This is a genomic window from Rossellomorea sp. H136, assembly GCF_056838065.1.
Genome location: NZ_CM166371.1, coordinates 4,015,382 through 4,038,750 on the forward strand (window position 1 = coordinate 4,015,382; position 23,369 = coordinate 4,038,750).

At 37.8% G+C, this 23,369-nt stretch carries 17 protein-coding genes; 2 read left to right on the forward strand and 15 right to left on the reverse strand.

Annotated features, from left to right (window positions below):
• Positions 1-50: 50 nt before the first annotated feature.
• The 13 genes from ACYH0O_RS20445 to ACYH0O_RS20505 form a co-directional block, all read right to left on the reverse strand.
• On the reverse strand, positions 51-2,423 hold the full coding sequence (locus tag ACYH0O_RS20445; protein ID WP_482630116.1) for a beta-galactosidase: 2,373 nt from the start codon (positions 2,421-2,423) through the stop codon (positions 51-53).
• Between the two features lie 66 nt (positions 2,424-2,489).
• Positions 2,490-3,266, reverse strand: a complete 777-nt coding sequence (locus ACYH0O_RS20450) for a sugar phosphate isomerase/epimerase family protein (RefSeq protein WP_482630117.1) — start codon at positions 3,264-3,266, stop codon at positions 2,490-2,492.
• A gap of 47 nt (positions 3,267-3,313) precedes the next feature.
• Complete coding sequence (locus tag ACYH0O_RS20455) at positions 3,314-4,471, reverse strand: Gfo/Idh/MocA family protein (protein ID WP_482630118.1); 1,158 nt, start codon at positions 4,469-4,471, stop codon at positions 3,314-3,316.
• A gap of 279 nt (positions 4,472-4,750) precedes the next feature.
• Entirely contained in the window at positions 4,751-5,695 is a 945-nt protein-coding gene (locus tag ACYH0O_RS20460) for a carbohydrate ABC transporter permease (RefSeq protein WP_482630119.1), read from the reverse strand.
• A gap of 12 nt (positions 5,696-5,707) precedes the next feature.
• Positions 5,708-6,574: a carbohydrate ABC transporter permease gene (locus tag ACYH0O_RS20465; protein ID WP_482630120.1), complete on the reverse strand. Its 867-nt coding sequence runs from the start codon at positions 6,572-6,574 to the stop codon at positions 5,708-5,710.
• On the reverse strand, positions 6,571-8,850 hold the full coding sequence (locus tag ACYH0O_RS20470) for a DUF5696 domain-containing protein (RefSeq protein ID WP_482630121.1): 2,280 nt from the start codon (positions 8,848-8,850) through the stop codon (positions 6,571-6,573). Before ACYH0O_RS20470 ends, ACYH0O_RS20465 begins: the two co-directional genes overlap by 4 nt.
• A complete protein-coding gene (locus tag ACYH0O_RS20475; protein WP_482630122.1) occupies positions 8,843-10,864 on the reverse strand; it encodes a YIP1 family protein in 2,022 nt (673 codons plus the stop codon). Before ACYH0O_RS20475 ends, ACYH0O_RS20470 begins: the two co-directional genes overlap by 8 nt.
• Positions 10,865-10,881: 17 nt before the next feature.
• Positions 10,882-11,757: a carbohydrate ABC transporter permease gene (locus ACYH0O_RS20480; protein WP_149157631.1), complete on the reverse strand. Its 876-nt coding sequence runs from the start codon at positions 11,755-11,757 to the stop codon at positions 10,882-10,884.
• Positions 11,758-11,800: 43 nt separating this feature from the next.
• Positions 11,801-12,691: a carbohydrate ABC transporter permease gene (locus tag ACYH0O_RS20485; RefSeq protein WP_262481830.1), complete on the reverse strand. Its 891-nt coding sequence runs from the start codon at positions 12,689-12,691 to the stop codon at positions 11,801-11,803.
• Positions 12,678-15,614, reverse strand: coding sequence for an extracellular solute-binding protein (locus ACYH0O_RS20490; RefSeq protein WP_482630123.1), 2,937 nt, complete (start codon positions 15,612-15,614; stop codon positions 12,678-12,680). The genes ACYH0O_RS20485 and ACYH0O_RS20490 overlap by 14 nt, the downstream gene beginning before the upstream one ends.
• Positions 15,615-15,642: 28 nt before the next feature.
• Complete coding sequence (locus tag ACYH0O_RS20495) at positions 15,643-17,016, reverse strand: ABC transporter substrate-binding protein (RefSeq protein WP_482630124.1); 1,374 nt, start codon at positions 17,014-17,016, stop codon at positions 15,643-15,645.
• Positions 17,017-17,458: 442 nt separating this feature from the next.
• Entirely contained in the window at positions 17,459-18,427 is a 969-nt protein-coding gene (locus ACYH0O_RS20500; protein WP_482630125.1) for a LacI family DNA-binding transcriptional regulator, read from the reverse strand.
• 179 nt (positions 18,428-18,606) lie between these two features.
• The gene (locus tag ACYH0O_RS20505) at positions 18,607-19,575 is read right to left on the reverse strand and encodes a formylglycine-generating enzyme family protein (protein ID WP_482630126.1); all 969 of its coding nucleotides are present in this window, start codon (positions 19,573-19,575) and stop codon (positions 18,607-18,609) included.
• A 327-nt stretch (positions 19,576-19,902) separates the two neighbouring features.
• Here ACYH0O_RS20505 and ACYH0O_RS20510 point away from each other — a divergent pair, with 327 nt between their 5' ends.
• Together ACYH0O_RS20510 and ACYH0O_RS20515 are read left to right on the forward strand one after the other, a co-directional pair.
• Complete coding sequence (locus ACYH0O_RS20510) at positions 19,903-20,454, forward strand: GNAT family N-acetyltransferase (RefSeq protein ID WP_482630127.1); 552 nt, start codon at positions 19,903-19,905, stop codon at positions 20,452-20,454.
• A 52-nt stretch (positions 20,455-20,506) separates the two neighbouring features.
• Positions 20,507-21,499: a potassium channel family protein gene (locus tag ACYH0O_RS20515; protein WP_149157624.1), complete on the forward strand. Its 993-nt coding sequence runs from the start codon at positions 20,507-20,509 to the stop codon at positions 21,497-21,499.
• On the opposite strand, the gene ACYH0O_RS20520 is transcribed toward ACYH0O_RS20515, so the two are convergent.
• On the reverse strand, positions 21,492-21,899 hold the full coding sequence (locus ACYH0O_RS20520; RefSeq protein WP_149157623.1) for a YugN-like family protein: 408 nt from the start codon (positions 21,897-21,899) through the stop codon (positions 21,492-21,494). The genes ACYH0O_RS20515 and ACYH0O_RS20520 overlap by 8 nt on opposite strands.
• Positions 21,900-21,991: 92 nt before the next feature.
• Positions 21,992-23,341: a glucose-6-phosphate isomerase gene (locus ACYH0O_RS20525; RefSeq protein ID WP_482630128.1), complete on the reverse strand. Its 1,350-nt coding sequence runs from the start codon at positions 23,339-23,341 to the stop codon at positions 21,992-21,994.
• Positions 23,342-23,369 lie beyond the last annotated feature (28 nt).

Consider the following 23,369-nt stretch of genomic DNA (forward strand, 5'->3'; position numbering starts at 1 on the left):
ATCATTTAGATAAAAGAGTTCTTATAACTGTTGAAAGAATTTATTTCCTTTTACCTCATAACCGTTTCTTTTAACTTGTTAATTTTTATCGTTGTAGGCTTGCAAATATTTTTCACTTCAATCGTATTCACTTTCGTCGATTCATTCTCTTCCGATTCCCATTTACCATTTGTATCCACTTTTAGCATACCTGTAGATCCAATCGGTTTCAGTGTTATTTCGATTTGATCTTTTGTTTCATAAAGGCGAGTGACTTCAGCTGTTGTGAAATCGATCGTTAAGCCATCCGTTATTTCATAGTTTCTTACAATCATGACTGAAGATCTCGGAGGTAAATTAATCGCTTCTCCATCAAAAAGCGGTTGTCCATGTTCATAAATCACACCTGATTGCTCGACTTCATCATAGTTTCCTACAAATAAGAATGATTCCTTTCCATTCGTGCGTTCAACTAGAGAAAGATCTGCATTTGTTGAGCTTAAGTGTCTTTTTATTCCAAATTGTTCAGCGATTTCTGTGATAACATCTATTTGATAGCTGTAATCATGCCCCATTAATATTCCCAGGATTAAGATTTCTCCCATTCCGATTTGTTTTTTATAGGAAGCTACCTGATTTTCACCTGTACGTGTAAACGTGGCAATCGGTTCACCGTCAAATGTTGTAAAGTGCATTCGTTGTCTTATATTAACCGCATCAATGCCAAGTACATCAATATAATCAGGGGGTCCACCCACAACTTCCCATTCGCCTAATTTCAACTCATCTGCCAGAATTCGACAAGGTTTCCCTTGCACATCCTCAGTTGGAGCCTCCGGATAGATAATGAGCTTACCGCCTTGTTTAACATATTGTGCAAGACGTTTTTGTAGTCCCGCATCCATTTTTTTGGTTGAAAACACCCATAATGAAGGAACTTCAGCAACAGATAAATCCTTCAATAAATCAATCGCTTCATACTGGATATTCGCAGCCACCAATAATCGAAGAATACCATCAAAAGAAGCTTGCTCCCGTTTCCCAATAACTTCCCCCAGGAGAACCCGATCACGATCTTCAATCACTTCCGTCATATAGTCATTTGGATTAAATCCAACAAATGTGTGGACTTTTTTAGGTGATTCAATTAATTTCTTGCCGATTGACTGGAATACTTCTCCAAGATGGCGTGCCTTTTCATAGTTTGGACGTAATTCTCCTTTAGAATCAATTGGTGCCTGCCATTCATGTCTTCTGCCAAACAGTCCGATGTTTTCGTAGTTTTCTCCCCCGACAAACATATAATAATTTAATGCATTCATCCCATGGGCAACACAAGTTCTGGTATTCAAGTCCAAATCTTGTGGATAAAGTCTCGGCCGATCGGCCAAACGCCCGGATTGAAATTCTGCTGAGAATATCGGTTGATCTTTTTGGGAAATGGCTCTTGTGTATGTAGTTGCCAATACTAAATCGTGATAATTATCGTATCCAATACGTCCTGGATAAAAATCTCCTGCAATCACAACATCATCAAATTCAGCCGTATCATACAATTGTGACAGACCTATTGGATAATCAACCCCGCGACTATAGATTGAAAAGTCTTTAAAGCCATGAACATTGATGATAAAGGGTACGGTTATCCCGGTTTCTTTTGCAAACCCCCTCAAGTCCCCTGTATAGTCTTTAATATATTTCCTTCTAAATTCACTCCATTCATAATGAAAGGAAGGATATTCTTCAGGTAAACCTTCTTTAAACGTTTTGACAAATTCTGAAAAGGAATCTTCATTTACTTCATATTTCTTGTTAAAATGTTCGATTGATCCATACTTGGCTGAAAGATACCCTATAAATTTCTCCAAGGTTTCTTGGTTATAATCTGATGTATTGCTTACCCAGTGGAGCATTCCAATTTCATTACATAACTGATACATGATGATTGATCCACCATGACTGACCTGTTCTGGAGCAAGCACCTTATTCACTTCTTCATACCATTTTTTTGTTTTTTCAAGGAAAACCGGATGTCTGTATGATACAACCCGGGTAGGATGATCTTTTCCATCTCGTTTTTTTGCAATTACTTCCGGGTACGTATTAAGCAACCAATCTGGCACACCATGAAATCGAACTTCAGCCATAACATATGGACCTGGGCGAACAATACAATAGAGTCCAAATTCTTTAGCCAACGCTAAAAATGACACTAAATCACGTTCTCCCCTAGTTTCCCCGGTAAAGTCATAAATGCCTTCCTCAATTTCATGCCAAACCCATGGAACATATGAACTGACTAGATTACATCCGGCTTCTTTTAGTTTCGTCAGACGATCTCTCCATTCATTTTTCGGTACACGATAATAATGTAATTCCCCGCCATATAGAAATTCTTCTTTCCCATCAATGACAAATTTACCTTGTTTCATAGCTACTGACATGATAAGTTTCCTCCCACTTTTTTGTTTTGGTATGTGTCTCTGTTTCACTAAAGGATTTATCTGCTATCATCGAACTGATTTTGAATTCAGCCTGTCTATCATGTCATGTAGATTGTTTAAACTGATTTGTAAACTCTTCAAAGGATCTCCCGGACACTCATCCTGTTCAACTGCGTACCACTCTATTCCATTTTCTTCTCCCCATAATAAAATCGGCTCGAAAGCAATCATGCCTGTGCCTATTTCGGCAAATGATTGCGCTTCATCGTCTGCCATATCCTTTAGATGAATAATGGGAAGGCGGCGAGTGTAATTCTTGATGAAACTTAGTGGATCATATCCGGCTTTTTTAATCCAATAGACATCAATTTCAGCCAGAATACGATTCTCCTCGACAGGATCAAGGATATATTCCAACGCACTCTTTCCATCTATTGTTGTCTCAAATTCAAAATCATGATTATGATAACTGATCCGATATCCATTTTTCCGAAGTTTACGTGCGATCTCATTTAAGTCGCTTCTAATCGCTCTATAACTTTCTTCATTTCTTAGTTCTTCAGGGATGTACGGGCATACAATGTCTTTCGTTCCAAAGAGGTCAGCTTCTTCCACAACTGTCTGCAAGTCCCCTCGCAAACTATCAATACTAGCATGAATCCCTGCCGTTCTTAAACCCGTTTCTTCTAATACCGATGCAATTTCCTCTTTTGAATATCCAAATAATCCGCTTATTTGTACACCGCTCCATCCCATATCCTTTAAATCTCTTAAGACTCCAGGAAAATCATCCTTCACTTGATCTCGTAATGTAAACAATTGGGCAGCCAGTTTCTGTTTCATGGAAAATACTCCTCCTAATGCATGTAGATTTTTATATAAATCCTATTCTAATAAGTCCCTTTAACATCTAGAATCTTAGTAGCGGAAGTTTGTTTGTAAAAGACAGAGTTGTTCATTCTTTCTTTCAAGTTTTCATAAAACAAATCTTCATCAAGAGGCAAGTCTACCCAGGAGTCGGTCCATGAAGATAAGTGCATTGCATTCGAAAGTGTCAATCCCTTTATTCCTTCTTCTCCAGGGGCGATTAACGGTTTATCATAAAGAATAGCCTCGATCCAATTGGTTATGATTCCTTTGTGACCGCTTTCAGAACCGTGGACAGGAATCTCACATTTCCAATTTTCCGGCATTCCAAATCCACCTTTCCATTCTTCATTAAATTGTCTTTCGGGAATACGATTTCTCCAAAATGTAATTTTATTGTCTTCAACGACCAGCTTTCCTCTGTCACCATAAATCTCAAAGCGATTCGTTTCCGGTGCGATTCCGGTAGAAGAAATAAATAGACCAGTTGCACCGTTTTCATATTCAACATATGCCGTAACATCATCTTCCACTTCAATATTGTAATACTTGCCATAACTGCAAAATGCCCTTACTCGCTTTGGCATCATATTGGTTGTCCATTGCCACAAATCAAGTTGATGAGGGTCCTGATTTAATAATACCCCTCCACCTTCTCCAGCCCATGTCCCCCTCCAATTTCCGGAATCATGGTAGCTTTGCGAACGATACCAGTCAATTACCCAAATGGTCCGTTTTATCTCACCTAATTCACCAGACATTACTAAATCCCGAACTTTTTGATAGACCGGGTTAGTTCTTTGGTTATACATGATGGAAAACACTTTATCAGTTTTTGCTGCTGCATCATTCATTTCCCTGACTTGTTTCGTATAGACGCCAGCAGGTTTTTCACAAAGGACATGAAGTCCATTTTCAAATGCTTTGATAGCTATTTCAGCATGATCAAAGTGCGGGGTTGCAATAATCACACCATCGACCGAATCAGAAGTCAGTAAATCATCCGGATTGTCAAAAACCTTCACATTCGTCAGATTTTCTTTCGCCCATTTTTTTCTTTCTTCCGATTGATCTGTGACGGCCGTTAGTTCAATCCCGTTAATCTGTTCATTTTGTATGATTTTTAGATGACTTGTGCCCATATTTCCAATTCCAATGATCCCTACGCGAACCTTGTTCATTTTTTTCCCCCCATACTTTTTAGCTTTTCGAATATCGTTTGTTATTCCTTCCAGCGCGAATCCCGATCTTGCTGGTGACAGCCCCGATATTCCAGAAAGGCATCTACCAAATTCGATTTCTGTATTGTAACGTTCCAATGAGGAATATAAAAGCAGTCAGCAACCCTTTAATAAATGGATTACTGACTTTACTATGCTTCTGTCATAAACATTCTTCAGTATACTGTTGCAATGTTTTCACTATGATTGTAATTTTGGATGCGCATGATATACCAAATATTATTCTCCTGTAATACCGGAACGATCAATACCTTCAACAAACCATTTTTGTGTTAGGAAATAAACCACTAGGAGAGGTAAGATTGTCAACATCGTACCCGCCATTCTTATTCCTTCATTAATTGTGTCTCCAGTAGCTTCATCTCCGCCAGCAGAATACAATTTTTGATAAGTCGCAACAAACTTATTTAGCTCGAGTGGTAAGGTGGTTAACTCATTTCCAAAATATAATGCAGCTAGATAAGTCTCATTCCAGTACCATACAAATGAGAATAAGAATGAAATAATGAACGCCGGAATAGCCATTGGAATGGCAATGACAATAAACACACGTAAAAATCCTGCACCATCCAGCTGAGCTGCTTCCTCCAGCGACTTGGGAATCATTCTGAAAAATTGATAGAATATAAGGATGAATATGGCACTATTCAGTCCTTGTCCTAACATTGCCGGCAATAAAAAGGATTGAATATTCCCCAAGAACCCTAATTCATTAAAGAATACATACCTTGGAATCATCGTTAACTGCGGCGGTATGATAAAAGTTGCTAAAACAAAAACCAATAAAGTCTTCTTAAAAGGAAATTCAAATCTTGCAAATCCATATCCTATTATAGAAGCAACAGCTGTTTGCACGATTGCAGGCAAAGCTGTAACATATAATGTCTCTACTAATGTCGGCAAAAAACTGAGGACTTGATCGGCTTTTGAAAAATTATCAAAGTATAGTTGTGTTGGAATCCAATTCACCAGTGGGTTCAAAATATCATCTAATGATTTTAAGCTATATGATCCCATATAAAGTAACGGATATAAATATACAAATCCGATTCCAATTAAAAGAATGTATACGAAGCTTTTAAACAATAATCCGTTTTGACCCCGATTACCAATGGTAAAACTCATAAACCCATTACTGATTTTTTTTGCCGTTTCCTTCATCATGTTCACCACCCTTTATCCATACTTTTTATTGACTCTCAATGTAAGTAATCCGACACTGATACCTAAAACAATGGCAATGATCAGAAAATAGATCCATGATAGTGCAGATGCATAACCAAGACCCGTTTTAATTTCAAACATATTGATTTGAATATGTTCAATGACAGGATTCAATGCAAAGATTGAATACATAACGATGGTATAAATTGTATTCACAATAACCATTGGCGTTAAGCTTGGGAGAGTTACTTTCCAAAAAAGTTCCCAAGTCGATGCACCATCGATCTTTGCAGCTTCATATATTTGGTGATCTACCTTTTGTAAACCAGCTAAAAATATTAGTATTTGTACCCCCGAAAACCAAAGGATGAAAATCAAATTATCCATTAAATAAATGATCAAATCATTCAAAAAGCCCTCAGTACCGGACATGATCATTTCAAAAATTGCATATTGTTCGATCGATGGAATCGACGTTACTCCCTGCTCCATTAATTCCTTCATGACTGGTCCACTTGCAATGATCACCGGAAGGAAAAAAATGGTTCTGAAAAACCCTTTAAATTTGATTGGCATGTTCAGCAGCAAGGCAATGATAATTGAAAATACGATGATGATGGGGACAGATAGAACCAATTCTTCTAAGAATGTCAGTATCTTTTGGGTAAAAAGAGTATCCACTGCAAATGCAAATGAAAAGTTGTCAAAATTCACGTTTTCTGTCTGAATTCCATCAGTTGTCACTTTTACCTTCTGAAAACTTAGAAATAGAGAATAAAATACTGGGAATGCTGTAAGAACAGCAAATCCCAAAATCCAAGGTGAAATAAATGCATAACCAATCAAACTCTTTTTGGTTTTCATAGAAAGTGGTTTCATGAAGCGTGATCCCCCTTGTTTATTACCTTGAACCATTTGGCCTTAACCTCTATACCATCGATCACATAAGGTTCGTTTGTATAATTGACAATAATTGATTTACCATTTGAATAAGATACTTCCACAACACCTGTTTCATGTATAAACCGACTATTTATCGTAGCACCCTCAACTTGTCCCAAACTTTCTTGAACAATAGCGTATTGTCTTACAATTTCATCTTCCCATTTATCAAATTCAGAAGTATATAAGTCTTTCGAAGGAGTGTTCATCAATAATTGAGAAGAATGAGTCGTTAAATAAAATGATGGGTTGGCACCATATTCAACCATTCTTAGCACTTCTTCATCTCTATTAAATTGAAAATTTGAAAATGGGGCATAGTATGGTATATATCCTTTTAGCACGATTTGAATAAATGGTACGGTATCAGTTACAAAGCTGTAGTTCGAAGAATACATGGGAATATCCAAGTAACGCTCCATCTCTGACCACAAATAATCATTCGGTTGATATAAGGATAGAGATCCCACCTCTTTATTAAGCAATTCATGCATGTTTGTGTAAAAATCCACCATTTCTGGACGAGTAGCAGATTTGTCTGAATTAAAATCTGAAAACAGGACATTGGTACTCGTGTCCAATGCTAAATTTGAAATGCTGTTTTCTTTATAATCATCAATTTCTTTCTGCGCCAATTCTAGTGAATCTTTCGGACTTAAATAAAAATAGTTTCGGTCGAAAGTAGAAAACTTCATTGTTTCCCCATTTTTTTTCCTGGCTACATCAGTGCTTCCCGAAAAACCGCCTGCTCCTTCATAAGCCTTTGTATAATCAGTATAGAAGTAAAGGGGGATATCCTTCTTTTTAAATTCAAGAATAGTGTCTTTAAAATCGGCTTTACTTCCTAATTCCTTTTCAATAGGGAATTTTTCAGGAAGTGTACCTGTTAATCCCCCGGCCGTCCAGCCACGATAGACAATATGCATGTTTTCAACATTTTGTTGTTGAAGTTGACGAACATACTTCGGAAGGTCACTTATTCCGGTCATCTTTAATACTGAGTCCCATAATAGTCCTTCTTTAACTTCCCCGCCTAAAAACTCTAGACGAACATCCACTTCATCATTTCTTTGAGAGAGTTTACCAGACTCCACCAAGTAATGTTGATACGACTTAGCCATTCCGACATAGTCGGCATCTTCCTTGACTAAAAAAGTGGTTCTTTCCTTGATATCAAACTGATTCCGATTCTTCTGATATGTGTTGTAGCCACTCATGCTCCGGCTAGTTGGTTGAAAATATTGATATCGATAATGATAATCTGAAGTGATCCAGTTAAAGTTCGTCGATACACCCGATGGGTACGCTATGAGTTCACTATATTCACTTCCATTCTCTAATACAGTAAACAGCCCATTTTTTTTAGCTTCATGTACGATACCATACACCGGCATCGTTATTTTATGAGGAGGACTAATCTGATCCTGAGTATCCTTCTTGTCTTCAACTGACCTTGTAAATCCTTCATCGTTCCCATAAACCGATGCCTTGTAAGGTGAATTAGACCTTGAGTTTTCATCAAATCTAATTAAGGCTCCACTTCCATCAGGGATAAACATATATCCGTTGATTTCATTTCCTTGTACTGCCCCTAGAAAAGGATATAGACGCAATGATACAAGTTTTCCATTTTCACCTTCTACAATTTCACTTTCAGGGATATGAACCACTAAATCATCTCCATCCAGTTCAACCTCTAACTGGAGTGCGATATCCGCTTTCTTAAAGTCAATCACTGCTGAAAATCCATTTTCTTCAACGTTTAATTCAGTAGTCGTTTCTTTTGAGAAAACATTTTCGTCACGCTCTTTATTTTTAGCATCTATATAAGTAATGGTTACTGCAGAGTTCGCCATATCTCGCCATTTGTCATTTAGCTTATATTCCCGATTTTCTGCTAATCCAGAATTCCATATATAACCTGTTCTTTTATCAATGATTTTCAGGGCAAGTGAATCGCGGTTGACATAAAGTTCTAATTTGTCATTTTCTGCAACTTGTTCAAAGTTAGCCATTGCGGTATCAACTTCTATTGACTTACTTTCTTTTTCAGGCTGTGTAAATTGATTGGAGGAAAAACGTAAAGTTTGCTTAGAAAGCTCTTCTTGTACCTCTGATACTTCCGTTTCTGGTTCCTCTTTAGAAGAAGATGTTGCAATTACCTGAATAGGAAAAAACAAAACGATAAGAAGAATGGCCCATTTCTTATACACGAAGAATCACCTCCTGAATGATCGTTAATACGAATTCATAAACTTGATCGAGCAAGACATAAATGACAAATAATACCAGTAACATGATAATCATCGCAAAAAATGTCACTAAAATATTGCGGATCGTTTCAACAAACTTATAATCATGTATTTCTTGAATCATGATGAACAAGATAATAATTGACCATACAATAATAATTTGCATAGAGAAAGTAAAGATAAATGACTCATTTATCGTTAAGATGTTAGATACGATCGTAATGGGTACTATAAATAGTAGAATGGGTGCCAATGAATAAATGGTACCTATATAAATATCTCGAAATCTTCCGGAACCATCCGTAATTGTACTAACTAAGTAGTTTGCGACAATAAATAGAATGATTGGAATGAACAAAGTCGCAGCTTCCAAGAATATGTTAATATCCTCAACACTTTTATATGAGAATAAAAAACCAGTACAATATAAAACGATCAAATATTCGACAAATAGAATGATATACAATATGGTAGCTGACAAAACAGATACTTTCTCTTTTTTTGGCAGATAATAAAAACTATCGATCGGATGCTTAAGAAACCTAAGTAAAAACAATAACTGTCCTATAAGTTTGATGTTTTTCACCTTACTGAACCATTCCCTAAGCGGCTCTAGTATCTTCTTCTTTCTATCCATATACCTGACTGCTACCCATAAAATGAATAAACTTAATAGGATAGCCATTACTGTGCTTAAATGATCCTGCATCCATTTTTGGCGTATCTCCCAAAATGCGTCTGAATATCCGATTTTATTATTCGCCAGCTTAAATTCATTTAATGAATTATTATATTGCTGTTGTTTGAAATAAGCTTGACCCATCGCAGTATGAGCCAGCCCAAAAGATGAATTCAGGTTGAGAATTTCTTTCCAGTTTTTTTGACTTTCAATATAAAAACCTTCTGCATATAAAGAGAGTCCTTTATGCAGAATTGCGGTAAAGTCAGTAGGTTCAAAGATTTGGACCGTCCCTTTTTCACGGTCGGCGACAAAAAGTCTCCCCATATTATCTACCTCTATACTTGTTGGCTGCATAAAAAGGCCATTACGATTAAGTCCATCGTCTCTGCCCCCAAAAACAAAAAGCAGATTACCAAATCGATCATATTCGTATATCTTCCCATCTAAACCAACCGTATAAATGTTTCCAATAGGACCAATCGCAATATCTACTAAATTTTTCGTTGAAGATATGTCACTAGGTAGCATGTTGGATCCTGCGATATTTAATTTCCGAATAACTTCCCAGTCCGTGCCAGAAGTAACGGTATGAACCAGACCTTGTTTATCAAGTGCTATGTTGGTGGGTGCCGGTGGTACTTTCATAAATAAGCTCGCTTTTTGTCTTTGGGTTGTTATCATATCTTGCAGAAAAGTCATGATTGTCGGCCTGGATGTATTAACACCGTAAAACCCTAAAAATTCTCCAGCCTTGTTTAACTGGATGATACCATTCGTAGAACCTTCCCCGATTATATAAAGATTCCCCCTGGGATCGACAGAAATTTTTTGAGGTTTATAGGGTGATTTTTCTCCAAATAATGGCGAATCCGGTCTTTCGTATTCTTGAATCAGTTTCCCTTCTTCAGAAAAACGGAACACCTTTTCAGCAGAATAATCGGCAACATAAACATCATTTGCTTGATCGACAAATACACCTAACGGCTGCTTTAATATCCCTTCTCCAAAGATGAGCTTCACATTTCCATTTTCATCAAATTTTGTTACTGATTTTGTACCCGAATCAGCAATATAAATATCGTTATTATCATCGATAAAAATATGCTCCGGGGTTGCAATTTCTATTTCATTTTCAAATATCCCAATGGGAACATACGCTGTTTGAGTTTCGATAACATTTCCATCAGCCGATAAAGTTTCTGTCTTATATGGAACAGAAACGGAAGCAGAGGAATGTATGGGAAACAATCCTGATACCCAAAGGCAAAACAAGATGATGAACGTTTTCCTCATTTCCCTTCCCCCTTACGTTACTTAATGCCTGAATGCGCCATTGTATTCATAACTTTACTTTGTAAGAAAATGAAAATAATCAAGTTGGGAATGAACATAATTAATGAGGCTGCCGCTGCCATTCCCTGGCCTGCTACAGTGTTGCCTGATTCTCCGGCTAATGTTGACATGTAGAAGGCAAATGTTTTCAGATTTTCATCATTAACATATAATACGGATGTTTCCGCATTGTTCCACACCATTTGGAAAGATAGAATAGCAATCGTTGCAATTGCAGGTTTTACTAAAGGTATAATAATAGAAGTAAATATTCTATAATCTGATGCGCCGTCCATTTGAGCCGCTTCAATCATTTCATTTGGAATTTGATCAATAAATTGTTTCACTAAAAACAGACCTACCGGCATTGCAAGTAATGGAAAAATATGAGCAAAAAAGCTGTCCAGCAAGCCTATCTCTTCGATCAATAAATAGCGGGGAATCCCAACCGCAGCAGGCACAAACATTAAGGCAAGGGTATTGATTTCGAAAATCGTTTTCTTTAACTTAAACCTTTTCTTTGACAGCACATATCCAGCCATGGTGCTGATCAAAACTGTGAGAAATACGACAACCAGTGTAATGGTTATACTATTAAACAAGTATCTGGTTATCGGTACGCCAGTTGCATTTGTATTAGTAAAGAGATCATAAAAGTTTTGCACTGTCGGTTTATCCACAAAAAACCTAGGCGGATATGCGAATAACTCATCAATTGGTTTAAAAGCATGAGAAATGATATATACGATTGGCATTATCATAAATACTGCTAAAGGGATCAAAACGATATAAAACTTCATTTGACTGCGATGAAATCGATCAGGATTCATTTTCGTCCCATGAAAAGATGACATAATTACCACATCCTAATTTAGAGTAGATTATTATTACAGTACCCTAGTCTTTTTCGCCAAATAATTGCTTTGCTACCTTTGCAAAAAGATAGATAAACAGTAATAACAATACAGATATCGCCGCAGCATATCCCATCTCATAACGAATAAATCCGAAATCTTCTAAATGATTTACCATTAATTGCCCGGCATATTGCGGCGTAGGATTTGCACCAGATAATTCCACACCGATTGCTCCTGCTTGGAATGTACCAACAACAGCCATAACCGCCCCAAATAGCATTTGAGGCTTCATGGATGGAATGGTGATGTAAATGATTTCTTGTAAACGATTGCTTATCCCGTCAATATATCCCGCTTCATATATTTCTCTATTAATATTCAAGACGCCGGATAACATAGCCAAGAAACCAACACCCATGCTTCCCCAGAGTGTTACCACAATCATGATCGTCATTAAGAATTCCGGAGACTGAAGCCATTGGACGGGTTCATATATGATTCCCATTCTGATTAACACACTGTTTAAGTAGCCGACTTCGTCACCACTGAAGATGATTTTCCAAACCACCCCCATGGCAACACCAGCAGTCATGGAAGGGGAATAAATAATTAAAGCAAGGATAGTTCTCGGGACTTTTGAAATTTGCGCAAGCATCCAAGCCAAAATGAATGAAAGGACGTATCCTCCAGGACCTACAATAAATGCAAAGGTCAGAGTATTAGGCAGTACATATTGCATGAAAACAGCATCCTGCGTAATCACATTTACATAGTTGGCTAATCCGATAAAGGTTGGCATCTCAATTGCATTAAAGTACGTAAAAGATAATGCAACGGCTGCAACAACTGGTAAAATAATAAACGTGAAAAACATGATCATATAAGGCGCCAGAAAAATTGAAGTACTTAAATGCTGCTTATTTTTCATCATCGGATTCTAGCCACCTTTCAACCTTTTCAATGGTTGGAATTCGATAAGGCTTTACAACTTTCCCATTTTCTATATAACCGAATTCCTCTAATTTTCGCCGCATTTCACGGTCAATTGTCACAACAGAATCATCTACCGCTGAACGGGCATTCTCACCATCAAAAACTACTTCATTCCAAACATTACTAATCTCTCTTTCTACCATATAAGAATAAGGAGTTTTCGGAACTTCTCTTAAATACTCCCATTGTGCCAATATTGTTTCTTTGAAGTTTTCAGGCCATGGTAATTGACTGAAAGCATTTAGATTTGCCGTATTCCACATGTATTCAGGTCCATATTGAGTTTGTAAGTTTCTGGCGAATTCTGTTTGAGTTTCTTCTGACATCCACCATTTCAACACTTGCCAAGCCTCGTTCTTATGATCTCCTTCAAATACCATGGATGCCTGAGCAGAACCGGTCGCCCACCTGTCCACTGACCCATCTTTTTGTTTCACTCCAGGATGAAGCGATATGTCCCACCATCCTGAAATTTCTGGAGCGGCAGCTGTAAGCTGAACAAATTCGTTAAATGAACCAATTCCGATTGGTAATGTTGAATACCTGAAATGATTATAGAAATTCGGTACTTGTAACGGAGTACTATAAATCGTATTTAATTCAGTCATGAATTGAATGCCACTCAGGGATTCTTCACTATCGATCCGGGTACCGATTCCATCCTCTTTGTATAAATCTCCACCGAATTGGTAAATATACGGAGCTGTTGCCTGAAAAGGCTTAAATGCAACCGCACCAGCGATAGGAGTGTAATAGTTCATACCATACCGCTGAAGCTCAGGCAGGATATTTACTACGTCATTCCATGTATCAGGGACTGGTATGTCCAGAGAATTTAATATGTCTTTCCGGTAATATTGAACAAAGAAGTCTTGTGTTTCCGGTAAAGCATATATTTCTTCGTCGACAATAAGCGGAAGAAATGCCCCAGGGGAAAACTGTTGTCCCACTTCAGGAAAATCTTCAAATTGCCTTAAATCGACAGCAGCTCCACGAATGGCCAGCTCATAAGGGAGCCAGTTACTTATACCAAGGGCTAAATCCGGCTGAGAATTCGCTGCACTAGCTAAAATGAGCTTTCTCTCATCCGGCATCAGAGAGAGCTTTACTTTTATTCCAGTTTCTGGGGTGAACTTTTGATCAAGCATATTTTGTAATAGATCTACATACTGTCTGGGTCTATTAACCCAAACTTCAATTGTCCCCTCTTCTACTTCTGTTGTTGCTAGATTTTCTCCTGAGAATGATTGAATAAAATTCGTTACAGTATTCTTCAATTTAGCAAAGATACCAGCACTTACCTCAGGAAGTTCTTGCTCCCCATGAATATAGAAACGATCTAATAGGAGTGGTTGTTTCTGTAAATCTATCATTAGTTTTCCTAATAATTGTGCAGCTGAGTTGGATCCTTCTGATAATTCAGATAATCTGTACGGGATTTCGTCTGAATTTTCAGATAACGAAATTAATTTGTCTGCACTTATTTGTAAAGAAACACTTTCTGTCGATTCCTGCCCACCACTTACTTCCTCTAGGTAATCGTTTTCTTTTTCCAATAATTCCGCCCATTTTTTCAATTTCTCTTCAATCCCTGGAATGTATTCACTAATATTCCAATCCCGGTTTTGATCAAGTTGATTTCCAGTTAGCTTTCGAATTGATAAAGAAAGATCTTCGATACCTTTCATGACTTCGTCTATTGTAAATATAGTTCTCCCGAAAGGTGATGCGTCAGCCTTTAGAGTAAGTGTGTTTTTTCCTTTCTTTAAATAAAACAAATACGGGTTTCCGTTCTCATCGCTAAATGTTTCATTATACCATTTTTTACTATTATTAAATCGATAGTGTTCTACTTCTTTAAAGGGTATAGATCCATTTATTAATAGTGTGCGGAAAACAGGTGCTCCTGTTGATTTATTGTTAAATGCTTTAAACGAAAGATGATGATATCCCTCTTCTTCGGCATTTATTTCCCAAGTTACGGTTTGTCCTGATTCACTCCACGATTCCCCTCCAAAAGAATTCAGAAGGAGTCGTTTTGAATCATATGGAACAATTGATATTTTATCTGTGGCAACAGGGCGGATATATGAGCTGTTTTTTTTCAACGGATGTTCTGCTTCATACGTTTGTAAACCTGAAACTGCTGTTTCGTCTGTTGAACCTATGTATTCCTCATAATCAGGTACATCTTCCGGTGAGGTAATGGACACTTTCCCTAGAAGCATTTCTCCTCTCAGGTTTGTTAATGAAAGTGTGTTTTCCCCTTCTTCTAAATAAAATTTGAGCGGTCTTGAATAGTAATGATTGGTGTCTGCTGCCTTTATATGGTTCCACTCTTTGATTGGTTGTTGATTTGGAATAATTTCATTTCCATGTCTGTCAGTTTTAAATTTCTTGGTTTCATTTTCCCAGTTGACCGGAAAAACAATGCGTCTACTTTCGAAATATGGATATTCCCCATTAACTTTGATAGCACCTTCTATTGGCATTAGCAAATCACCAAGCGGAAAATAATCAAACCCTATTTCATACAATCCTGCCTTATCAACTTCCACTTTTAAACTTACCGTTTCATCATTATCCCAATAGACTACACGATCACCGTAGCCATAGCTTTCTGAATCAGATAATAGCTGATCTTCATCTATATTTTCAAATGAAGTGGGAGAGATAGCACGCTCAAATTGAGCAGTGCTATCAATATTATTTCTCTCCCATTCGTTGAGGATAAGACGATAATGAGGCTCTATTAATTGTTCAGGCGACTTTTTTAAAACCTCATTCTCAGCAGCATGGATAGACGTGTGCGGTAACAATAAAAGTAGGAATAGTGCCCCTAACAAAGCCTTACATTTCATATCATTACCTCCCTCAACCTGTTATCACTTAATTAAGTGCATCTGATCCTTCTTGAAGTTTTTTGTTTGCCATTTCATTGACTTGAGAAATGTAATCTTCAATTTTCACTTCTCCTTTTACACTTGCATCGATCAGTTGACCGATTGTTGCATTTGGTATCTCGCCACTGATTGAAACTCCTGTTGGGGCATCCCAACGTGCATCCGTATATCCTGGAACTATTTTTGGCAAGTTAACAACTGCATCATCGATATTTTCATACGCCTTAAGTACTCCAGGTACATCCATTCTTGAGAAAAACTCATCAAGAATTTCTTGATCTGTCGAAATTGGCAGCGAGCTTAATGTGATGCCTTTCTCATCAGCAATCTCTAATCGTTTCATAAATCCTTCTTTGCCGAATGTCATGAATTTAGTAAATAGATAGGCTTCTTCTGGATGTTCAGTAGATTTAGAAATTCCCATAAAATCATTTACAACAATTGTTTTCCCACCAGGGATCCCAATGAAATCCCACTCAAAGTCAGATGATTCATTAATCGCATTTACAGCCCAAGTACCATCCCATCTAAGTCCTAAATCACCTTGTCCCCAAACTTCAGCTGGATCCTTACCATTAAAGCTTGATTTTTGATCATCTGTTAATGAAGTAAATACATAATTATTAGAAACAAGACTATTGGCAAAATTCACACCACTGATAAACTCATTGCTATTCAAGTTAACTTGACCATCTTTAAACGTGTAAATTCCCATATCTTCATTGGCTGCTACAGGATACCATTCAACAAGAGAGAATGGTTGATTTAATCCAATAACCCCATTGTTAATATCTGAAATTTCTCTCACAGAATTCGAAAACTCATCCATCGTCATACCATATTCTGGTGCATTCAGGTTGGCTTCATCGTAAAGACTTTTATTCACATAATAACCTAAGAAATGTTGGCCAGAAGGAAGAGCAATGACAGAATCACCATGAGTAAGGCTTTCTCTTACCGATTCAGAAATTTTATCGAAGTCTTCATCTCCTTCTACTAGATCACTTACATCGTATAACCAGTCATTTGCCAATGAAACTGGAATACTTGAAATTTCAAAAACATCCGGTAGCTTACCTGCACTTGCAGCAGTTGCTAAAGAGTCATTCCATGGATCTGCAATCGACTCATCAATTTCAACATTGATATGTGGATATTCTTCTTCAAATGCTTTTATCATCTGTCTCTCAAGATTATTATCTTCCTCAGGTCCCAATCTCCAACTTGCAACAGAAATCGTGACTTCCTCTTTGTCTCCCGAATCCTTCTTATCCTTATCATTTGCTGACTTATCTGAAGTACAGGCACTTAAAGTTAAATAAAGAGATAAAACTGTTAGTAATAGAATCAACTTTTTCATCTAATTGCACCCCTTAATAATTTTTTACTGTACATCAATTAGCTAAGGCTAATTATTACTAATTTAAAACAGTTTATATTCTAATGGCACTTAAGTATTTAAAACTATGTCTCTATTAAACAGAAAATTGCCATGAAAGATTTAAAATAACACCTCCATTCAATAGATCTATGGCATTTGTGGCTGTCAATAAAGAAATAGAATACTACGATAAAAAATTACAATATTCAGGATGTTATCTAAGGTCAATCATTCTATTGAATCGTTTCAATAGAATGCCGATATAAAACCTCCACAAGGCGATATACTCGAGATTTAATAGATTTGAATATACGCAACTCCAATAATAGTGAAGGCGTTTTCAATTCCACCTAAAAAAAATCTCTAAATCTTGAATGTACACTCTGCCTTGATAGAGGTTATTGGTAAAATTCACCGCCATTTAGCTTGATGAGCGGTGAATGAATTCTATTGGGATTTCAGGAGGTTCAAAATCATATTGCTTATCCAGCATTTTAAACAAAACTTCGGCAGCTGTCTTACCCCATAATTTTTTTTGTATACGCACCGTAGATAAAGGAGGATTAAAATGTTTTGACAGGGCAATATCATCAAAACCTACTATAGCAACATCATTTGGAACACTAATACCGTTCTGCTGTAAAGCCTTGATTGCACCCATGGCCATTTCATCGTTGGCACAGACAAAAGCAGTAGGGTAAATGTCATTTTTTTTGATATAATCATCCATAACGAGCAAACTACTAATTTCAGTAAATCTTGCTCGAATGACATCTTCTTCATTAAACGGCACGTTATATTTTTTCAATGATTCTTTATAACCCGCCAATCGCATTTCTCCATCGAATGAATCATAAGATCCGCCAATAAAGCCTATTCTTTGATGTCCATTATCAACCAGGTGTTTAACTGCAAGTTCAATACCTACTTTATTTTGCAATAAGACATTTTTAATATGCGGGTTATTCATTTCACGATCTAATGCAACAATAGGCATTTTCTCATTCGCAAGAAAATCAATCGTATGATCATCCACGTGGAAATTCAAGATAATGGCCCCATCTACATAGCTTTCAACCAATAATCTATGTTTACTATTAGATGCACATACTACCATCTCATATCCATTCTTGATGACAACATCCTGTACACCCTCTAATATTTCGTTAAAAAAGGGACCTGTAAAACCACTCAGGAAAAAGCCGATAATCTCACTTTTATTTTTTTTTAAATTTTTTGCACTTGCATTAGGGCGGTATCCAATCTTTTTAGCAGCCGTCAGGACTTTTTCCCTGGTTTCTTTAGTTATAAGTGAGCTGCCGTTAATTGCATACGATGCTGTCGATACACTTACGTTCGCTTCTTTTGCTACATCCTTTAAAGTAGGCAATTCGTTCATTCCTTTTAATCAGTCAAGTTACATTTCCCAACTAAGATTGTTATATCTCTACATTTGAAACGTTTCAATGATTTTATTCTAATTCAAATTGAAAATGATTACAATATCATATTATAAATTGTTTGAAAATTAATAATAAAGCACTAATAAGTAAGTAATAGGAGATCTAATTAAGATTGTAAATCTGCTGCACATCTAAACCCAATGTTACCAGTTGAGCTATCAGGAGTATTGGACGTCCTTGCTGCAACTCGGTAACGATTACAATAAGATTGATGACAAAGGTAAGATCCGCCTTTCATTATTTTAGCCACCCCTTTATCAGGTCCATTTGGGTTGATCATTTCTTTAGCTTTCGGATGTTTATTGGTAAACCAGTCTCCGCACCACTCCCACACATTTCCTGATACATTATAAAGGCCAAATCCATTCGGTGAATAGGCATGAACGGGAGCTGTAGATATGTATCCATCTTCTGCAGTATTGGTGATTGGAAATTCACCTTGCCAAATATTACATTGATGCCCACCATTCAAGTGGAGATCGTCACCCCAAGGAAATCTCTTATTAATCAAACCACCTCGTGCCGCATATTCCCACTCTGCTTCTGTAGGCAACCTTTTTCCAGACCATTGACAATAAGCATGTGCATCATTCCATGAAACATGAATAACAGGATGATCCATCCGATCATCTATGGATGAATCCGGTCCTTCTGGCTGTTTCCAATAAGCACCTTCTACAACAAACCACCATGGTGTCTCTTTGACAGAGTTGACTACTCGTTTTTTTACCTTTTCTGAAACAAGCAAGTGGAATACAAAAGACCAGCCGAAACGTTCTGCTTCTGTGACATAGCCTGTCTCATCAATAAATTCTTGAAATTGGCTGTTCGTCACAGAATAACGATCAATGGCGAAAGGTTTCACAAATACTGTTCGAAGTGGACCCTCCCCATCATTTGGATAGCCAATTTTTTCATCAGTTCCCATCAGAAATTTCCCACCTGGAAGATTAATCAACTCTTCACCATGTCGAAGCTGACTTGCCCCCTTAGGTGCAAAAATACTTTCATTAACATTAGCAGTATTGTCTCCCCTTTTACCTCTCGATGCTGCACAACAATTTTCAATTTTCATGAGACACCCCTCCATTTTTCAAAAAGTCCAATTATCTTCCTATTTAGGATATATTATTTTATAAAAATTAACATCCCTTATGGTCATTTGCAACTTCTTTACAACACTCCTAAATCCTGATTTCCATTTATCATTCATAATAAATAACGGTTTATATTACATACTTCACATGCATGATAATTACCATAAGATTCTTTATATCATGGCTCTTTTCGCAAAAATTGTATCAGTAGAATATGACCTAACGGATCTAGGCTATGAAACTTTTCTTCCCCTCGATAAGCCTTTTCCATGATATACTTTCATATACAAAAGGGGTTGAAAATAATGGATAAATATCCAGTTTTAGAAACCGAGAGATTAATACTAAGACAGCTCACAATGAAAGATGTTGATTTTCTTTATGAGCTTTATACTACTGACGACGTTCTCCGCTATTTTGGTATGAGTCCGATCGATTCAAAAGAAGTAGCCTTTAGTATGGTTGAGAACTATGAAAAGCACCTTGAAACAGGCGGCCCCATGCGCTGGGCCATCGTGGAGAAGCATTCGAATAAAATGATCGGGACATGTGGGTTCCACGGCATTTCGAAAGCGTATAAGCGTTGTGAAATCGGATACGATCTTAGCCCTGATCACTGGGGTAAGGGAATCATGGGTGAGGCACTCTCCCCGTTACTCAGCTACCTATTTGCAGATAAAGGAATGAACCGTGTAGGGGCAGTGATCGTCCCATATAATAAAGCTTCTTCAAGGGTGGTTGAAAAGCTTGGTTTCAGGCAAGAAGGGTTACTTCGAGAGTATATTCTTCAAGATGACCATAAATATGATGCGCATATGTACAGTTTGTTGAAGAAAGAATGGCTTTCTGAGTTTTAGAAGAACCCGAATAGGCAATAATGGTCAGTGCAGATGAAAAGGAGCTGGTAGAATGGTTCAGCTGATGTTTCAGGGGTTTTTGCGCTGGCCTTTAGTTGTTCGGATATTTTTGATTGCGATTACACTGATGCTCTCTTTTGGAACGATTATTCATTTCCTCGAGCCCGATACCTTCCCTTCCTTATTCGATGGGATCTGGTGGGCAATTATTACGACTTCCACTGTGGGGTATGGGGATTTTGTTCCCACTTCGTTTGAAGGCAGACTGATTGGCATAATTCTCATCTTAGTAGGTGCAGGTTTTCTTTCTACTTATTTTGTCATGCTTGCAGCGGAAACGGTCATGACACAAAATGCGTATTTGGAAGGCAAAGCAACGTTCAAGGGGAAGGAACATATAGTAGTCGTAGGGTGGAATGAACGGACCCGGGAAGTTATTAATCAACTTACTTCCCTGCAGTCTCAATGTGATATCATTTTGGTCGATGAAACCCTTCAAAGGAATCCATACAATAATAACCATATCCACTTTGTGAGGGGAACCCCTTTTAGAGATGCCATTTTAAAAAAAGTAAATCTCCATGAAGCATCGATCGCCATCATTACCGCTGATCAAAATAAAGATGAGATAACGGCAGACATGAATTCTGTCCTGACTCTCCTTGCCATTAAAGGGAATCACCCTGATTTATATACTGTCGTTGAAATCCTCCAGAAGGATCAAGTGGCCAATGCCGAGCGGGCAGGAGCCGATGAAGTGATTCAAACGAATATGCAAACAAGCTATGTGATGATGAACAGTATCATTTCTCAAGGAATGTCTAAAACCATCTTGAAATTATTGAATCATTTAAAAGGAAACAATTTAAAGCTGATACCTGTTTCAGAAGAACACATCAATAAGAGCTTTCATTCTTTAAGTACAAATCTTTTAAAGAACAATATTATCCTTTTAGGCATAAAAAAAGGAGAAAACACGACTGTGAATCCTCCTTTGACGACTTTGGTTGAAGAAACGGATGAACTGCTTGTGATCTCTAACTAGAGAATAAAACGTTCTCCAGCTCTTTGACAAGTTCTTTTCCAACTTCAATATATTCTTCCGGGAAGCTTGCATCAGGATCTTGTGGTTCGGAAAATTGATTGACTGAGCCTGAGAATGTTCCGGTTGATGCGTAATCGTCCAAGCCACGCTTGTATTTATGAGAGAGAAGGAACGGCTTACCGAATTCAACGGTTGCCCCCCTTGAATCCAATTGCCCGTCAACAGACGTAAACGGTACTCTCAAATACTGATAGCCCACTTCATCATCAATTTTGTAATCGAAATAGCCATGATCATAATCCCAATTGCCACCTATCGAATATCCAAGCGGCTTTAATAGCTGTTCAAGCTTATACAGTTGATAATGCTGTCCTTCAATGTTAGATGAAAGCTCAATCACGTGGATCCATCCCCTTTCTTTTAGGGATAGTTTCTCCTAAAGTGAAAGAAAAATGTAAAAAGAGCACTGAGATTTCCCTCAGTGCTCTTTCCTTATTTAAGGCGTTTTTCAAGCTCCGCTTTCTTCTCTTCAAAGCCTGGTTTTCCAAGAAGGGCGAACATATTTACTTTGTATGCTTCCACTCCCGGTTGATCAAATGGATTCACACCAAGTAGATATCCACTCATCGCACATGCTTTCTCGAAGAAGTACACCAGGTAACCGAATGTGTATGCATCCATCGCAGGGATTTCCACGATCAGGTTTGGTACGCCACCATCTGTATGGGCGAGCAGTGTCCCTTCAAACGCTTTGTTGTTTACAAAATCAACCGTTTCACCAGCTAAATAGTTTAAGCCGTCCAAATCACTGTCAGCCTTCTCGATTTTCAGCTCATGACGTGGCTCTGAAACCTTGATGACTGTTTCAAAAATGTCACGGCGTCCTTCTTGAACATATTGTCCAAGAGAATGAAGATCTGTTGAGAAGTTAGCTGAAGAAGGATAAATTCCTTTTTGGTCTTTCCCTTCACTTTCTCCAAACAACTGTTTCCACCATTCAGAAAAATATTGTAAACCAGGCTCATAGTTAATGAGCATTTCGATTGTTTTTCCTTTATTATATAGCGCGTTACGAACCGCAGCATATTGATAAGCAGGATTCTCTGTAAGCTCAGACTTGCTGAAATCCTCACGGGCCTGAGCAGCGCCGTTCATCATCGTCTCGATTTCCACTCCGCTTACAGCAATCGGAAGGAGTCCAACTGCTGTCAGAACAGAATAGCGACCGCCGATATCATCAGGAACAACGAATGTTTCATAGCCTTCGTCAGATGCCAATGTTTTAAGGGCACCCTTCGATTTATCCGTTGTGGCATAGATGCGTTTGCGAGCCTCTTCCACCCCGTACTTTTCTTCCAGCATTTTACGGAAGATACGGAAAGCTATTGCTGGTTCAGTCGTAGTACCGGACTTCGAAATCACATTGATGGAGAAGTCTTTTCCATCAAGAAGGTCCATTAAGTCTCTCATGTATGTGGAGCTGATGTTTTGTCCAACAAACAGGACCTGTGGAGTGGAACGCTTTTCTTTCGGAAGAGCATTGTAAAAGCTGTGGTTCAGCATTTCAATCGCCGCACGGGCACCCAAGTAAGATCCACCAATCCCGATGACAAGAAGCACATCGGAATCACTTTTAATTTTCTCCGCTGATTTCTGAATGCGGGAAAATTCTTCTTTATCGTACTCAACAGGAAGGTCGATCCATCCCAGGAAGTCGTTTCCTGCACCTGTTTGTTCATGTAACGAGTGATGAGCAACCTTAACGGCATCACTTAAATATGTAAGTTCGTGTTCTCCAAAAAACGATAACGCTTTTGAATAATCAAAACGAATGTGTGTCATAACCATCCTCCGATTAAAATATTTTCTT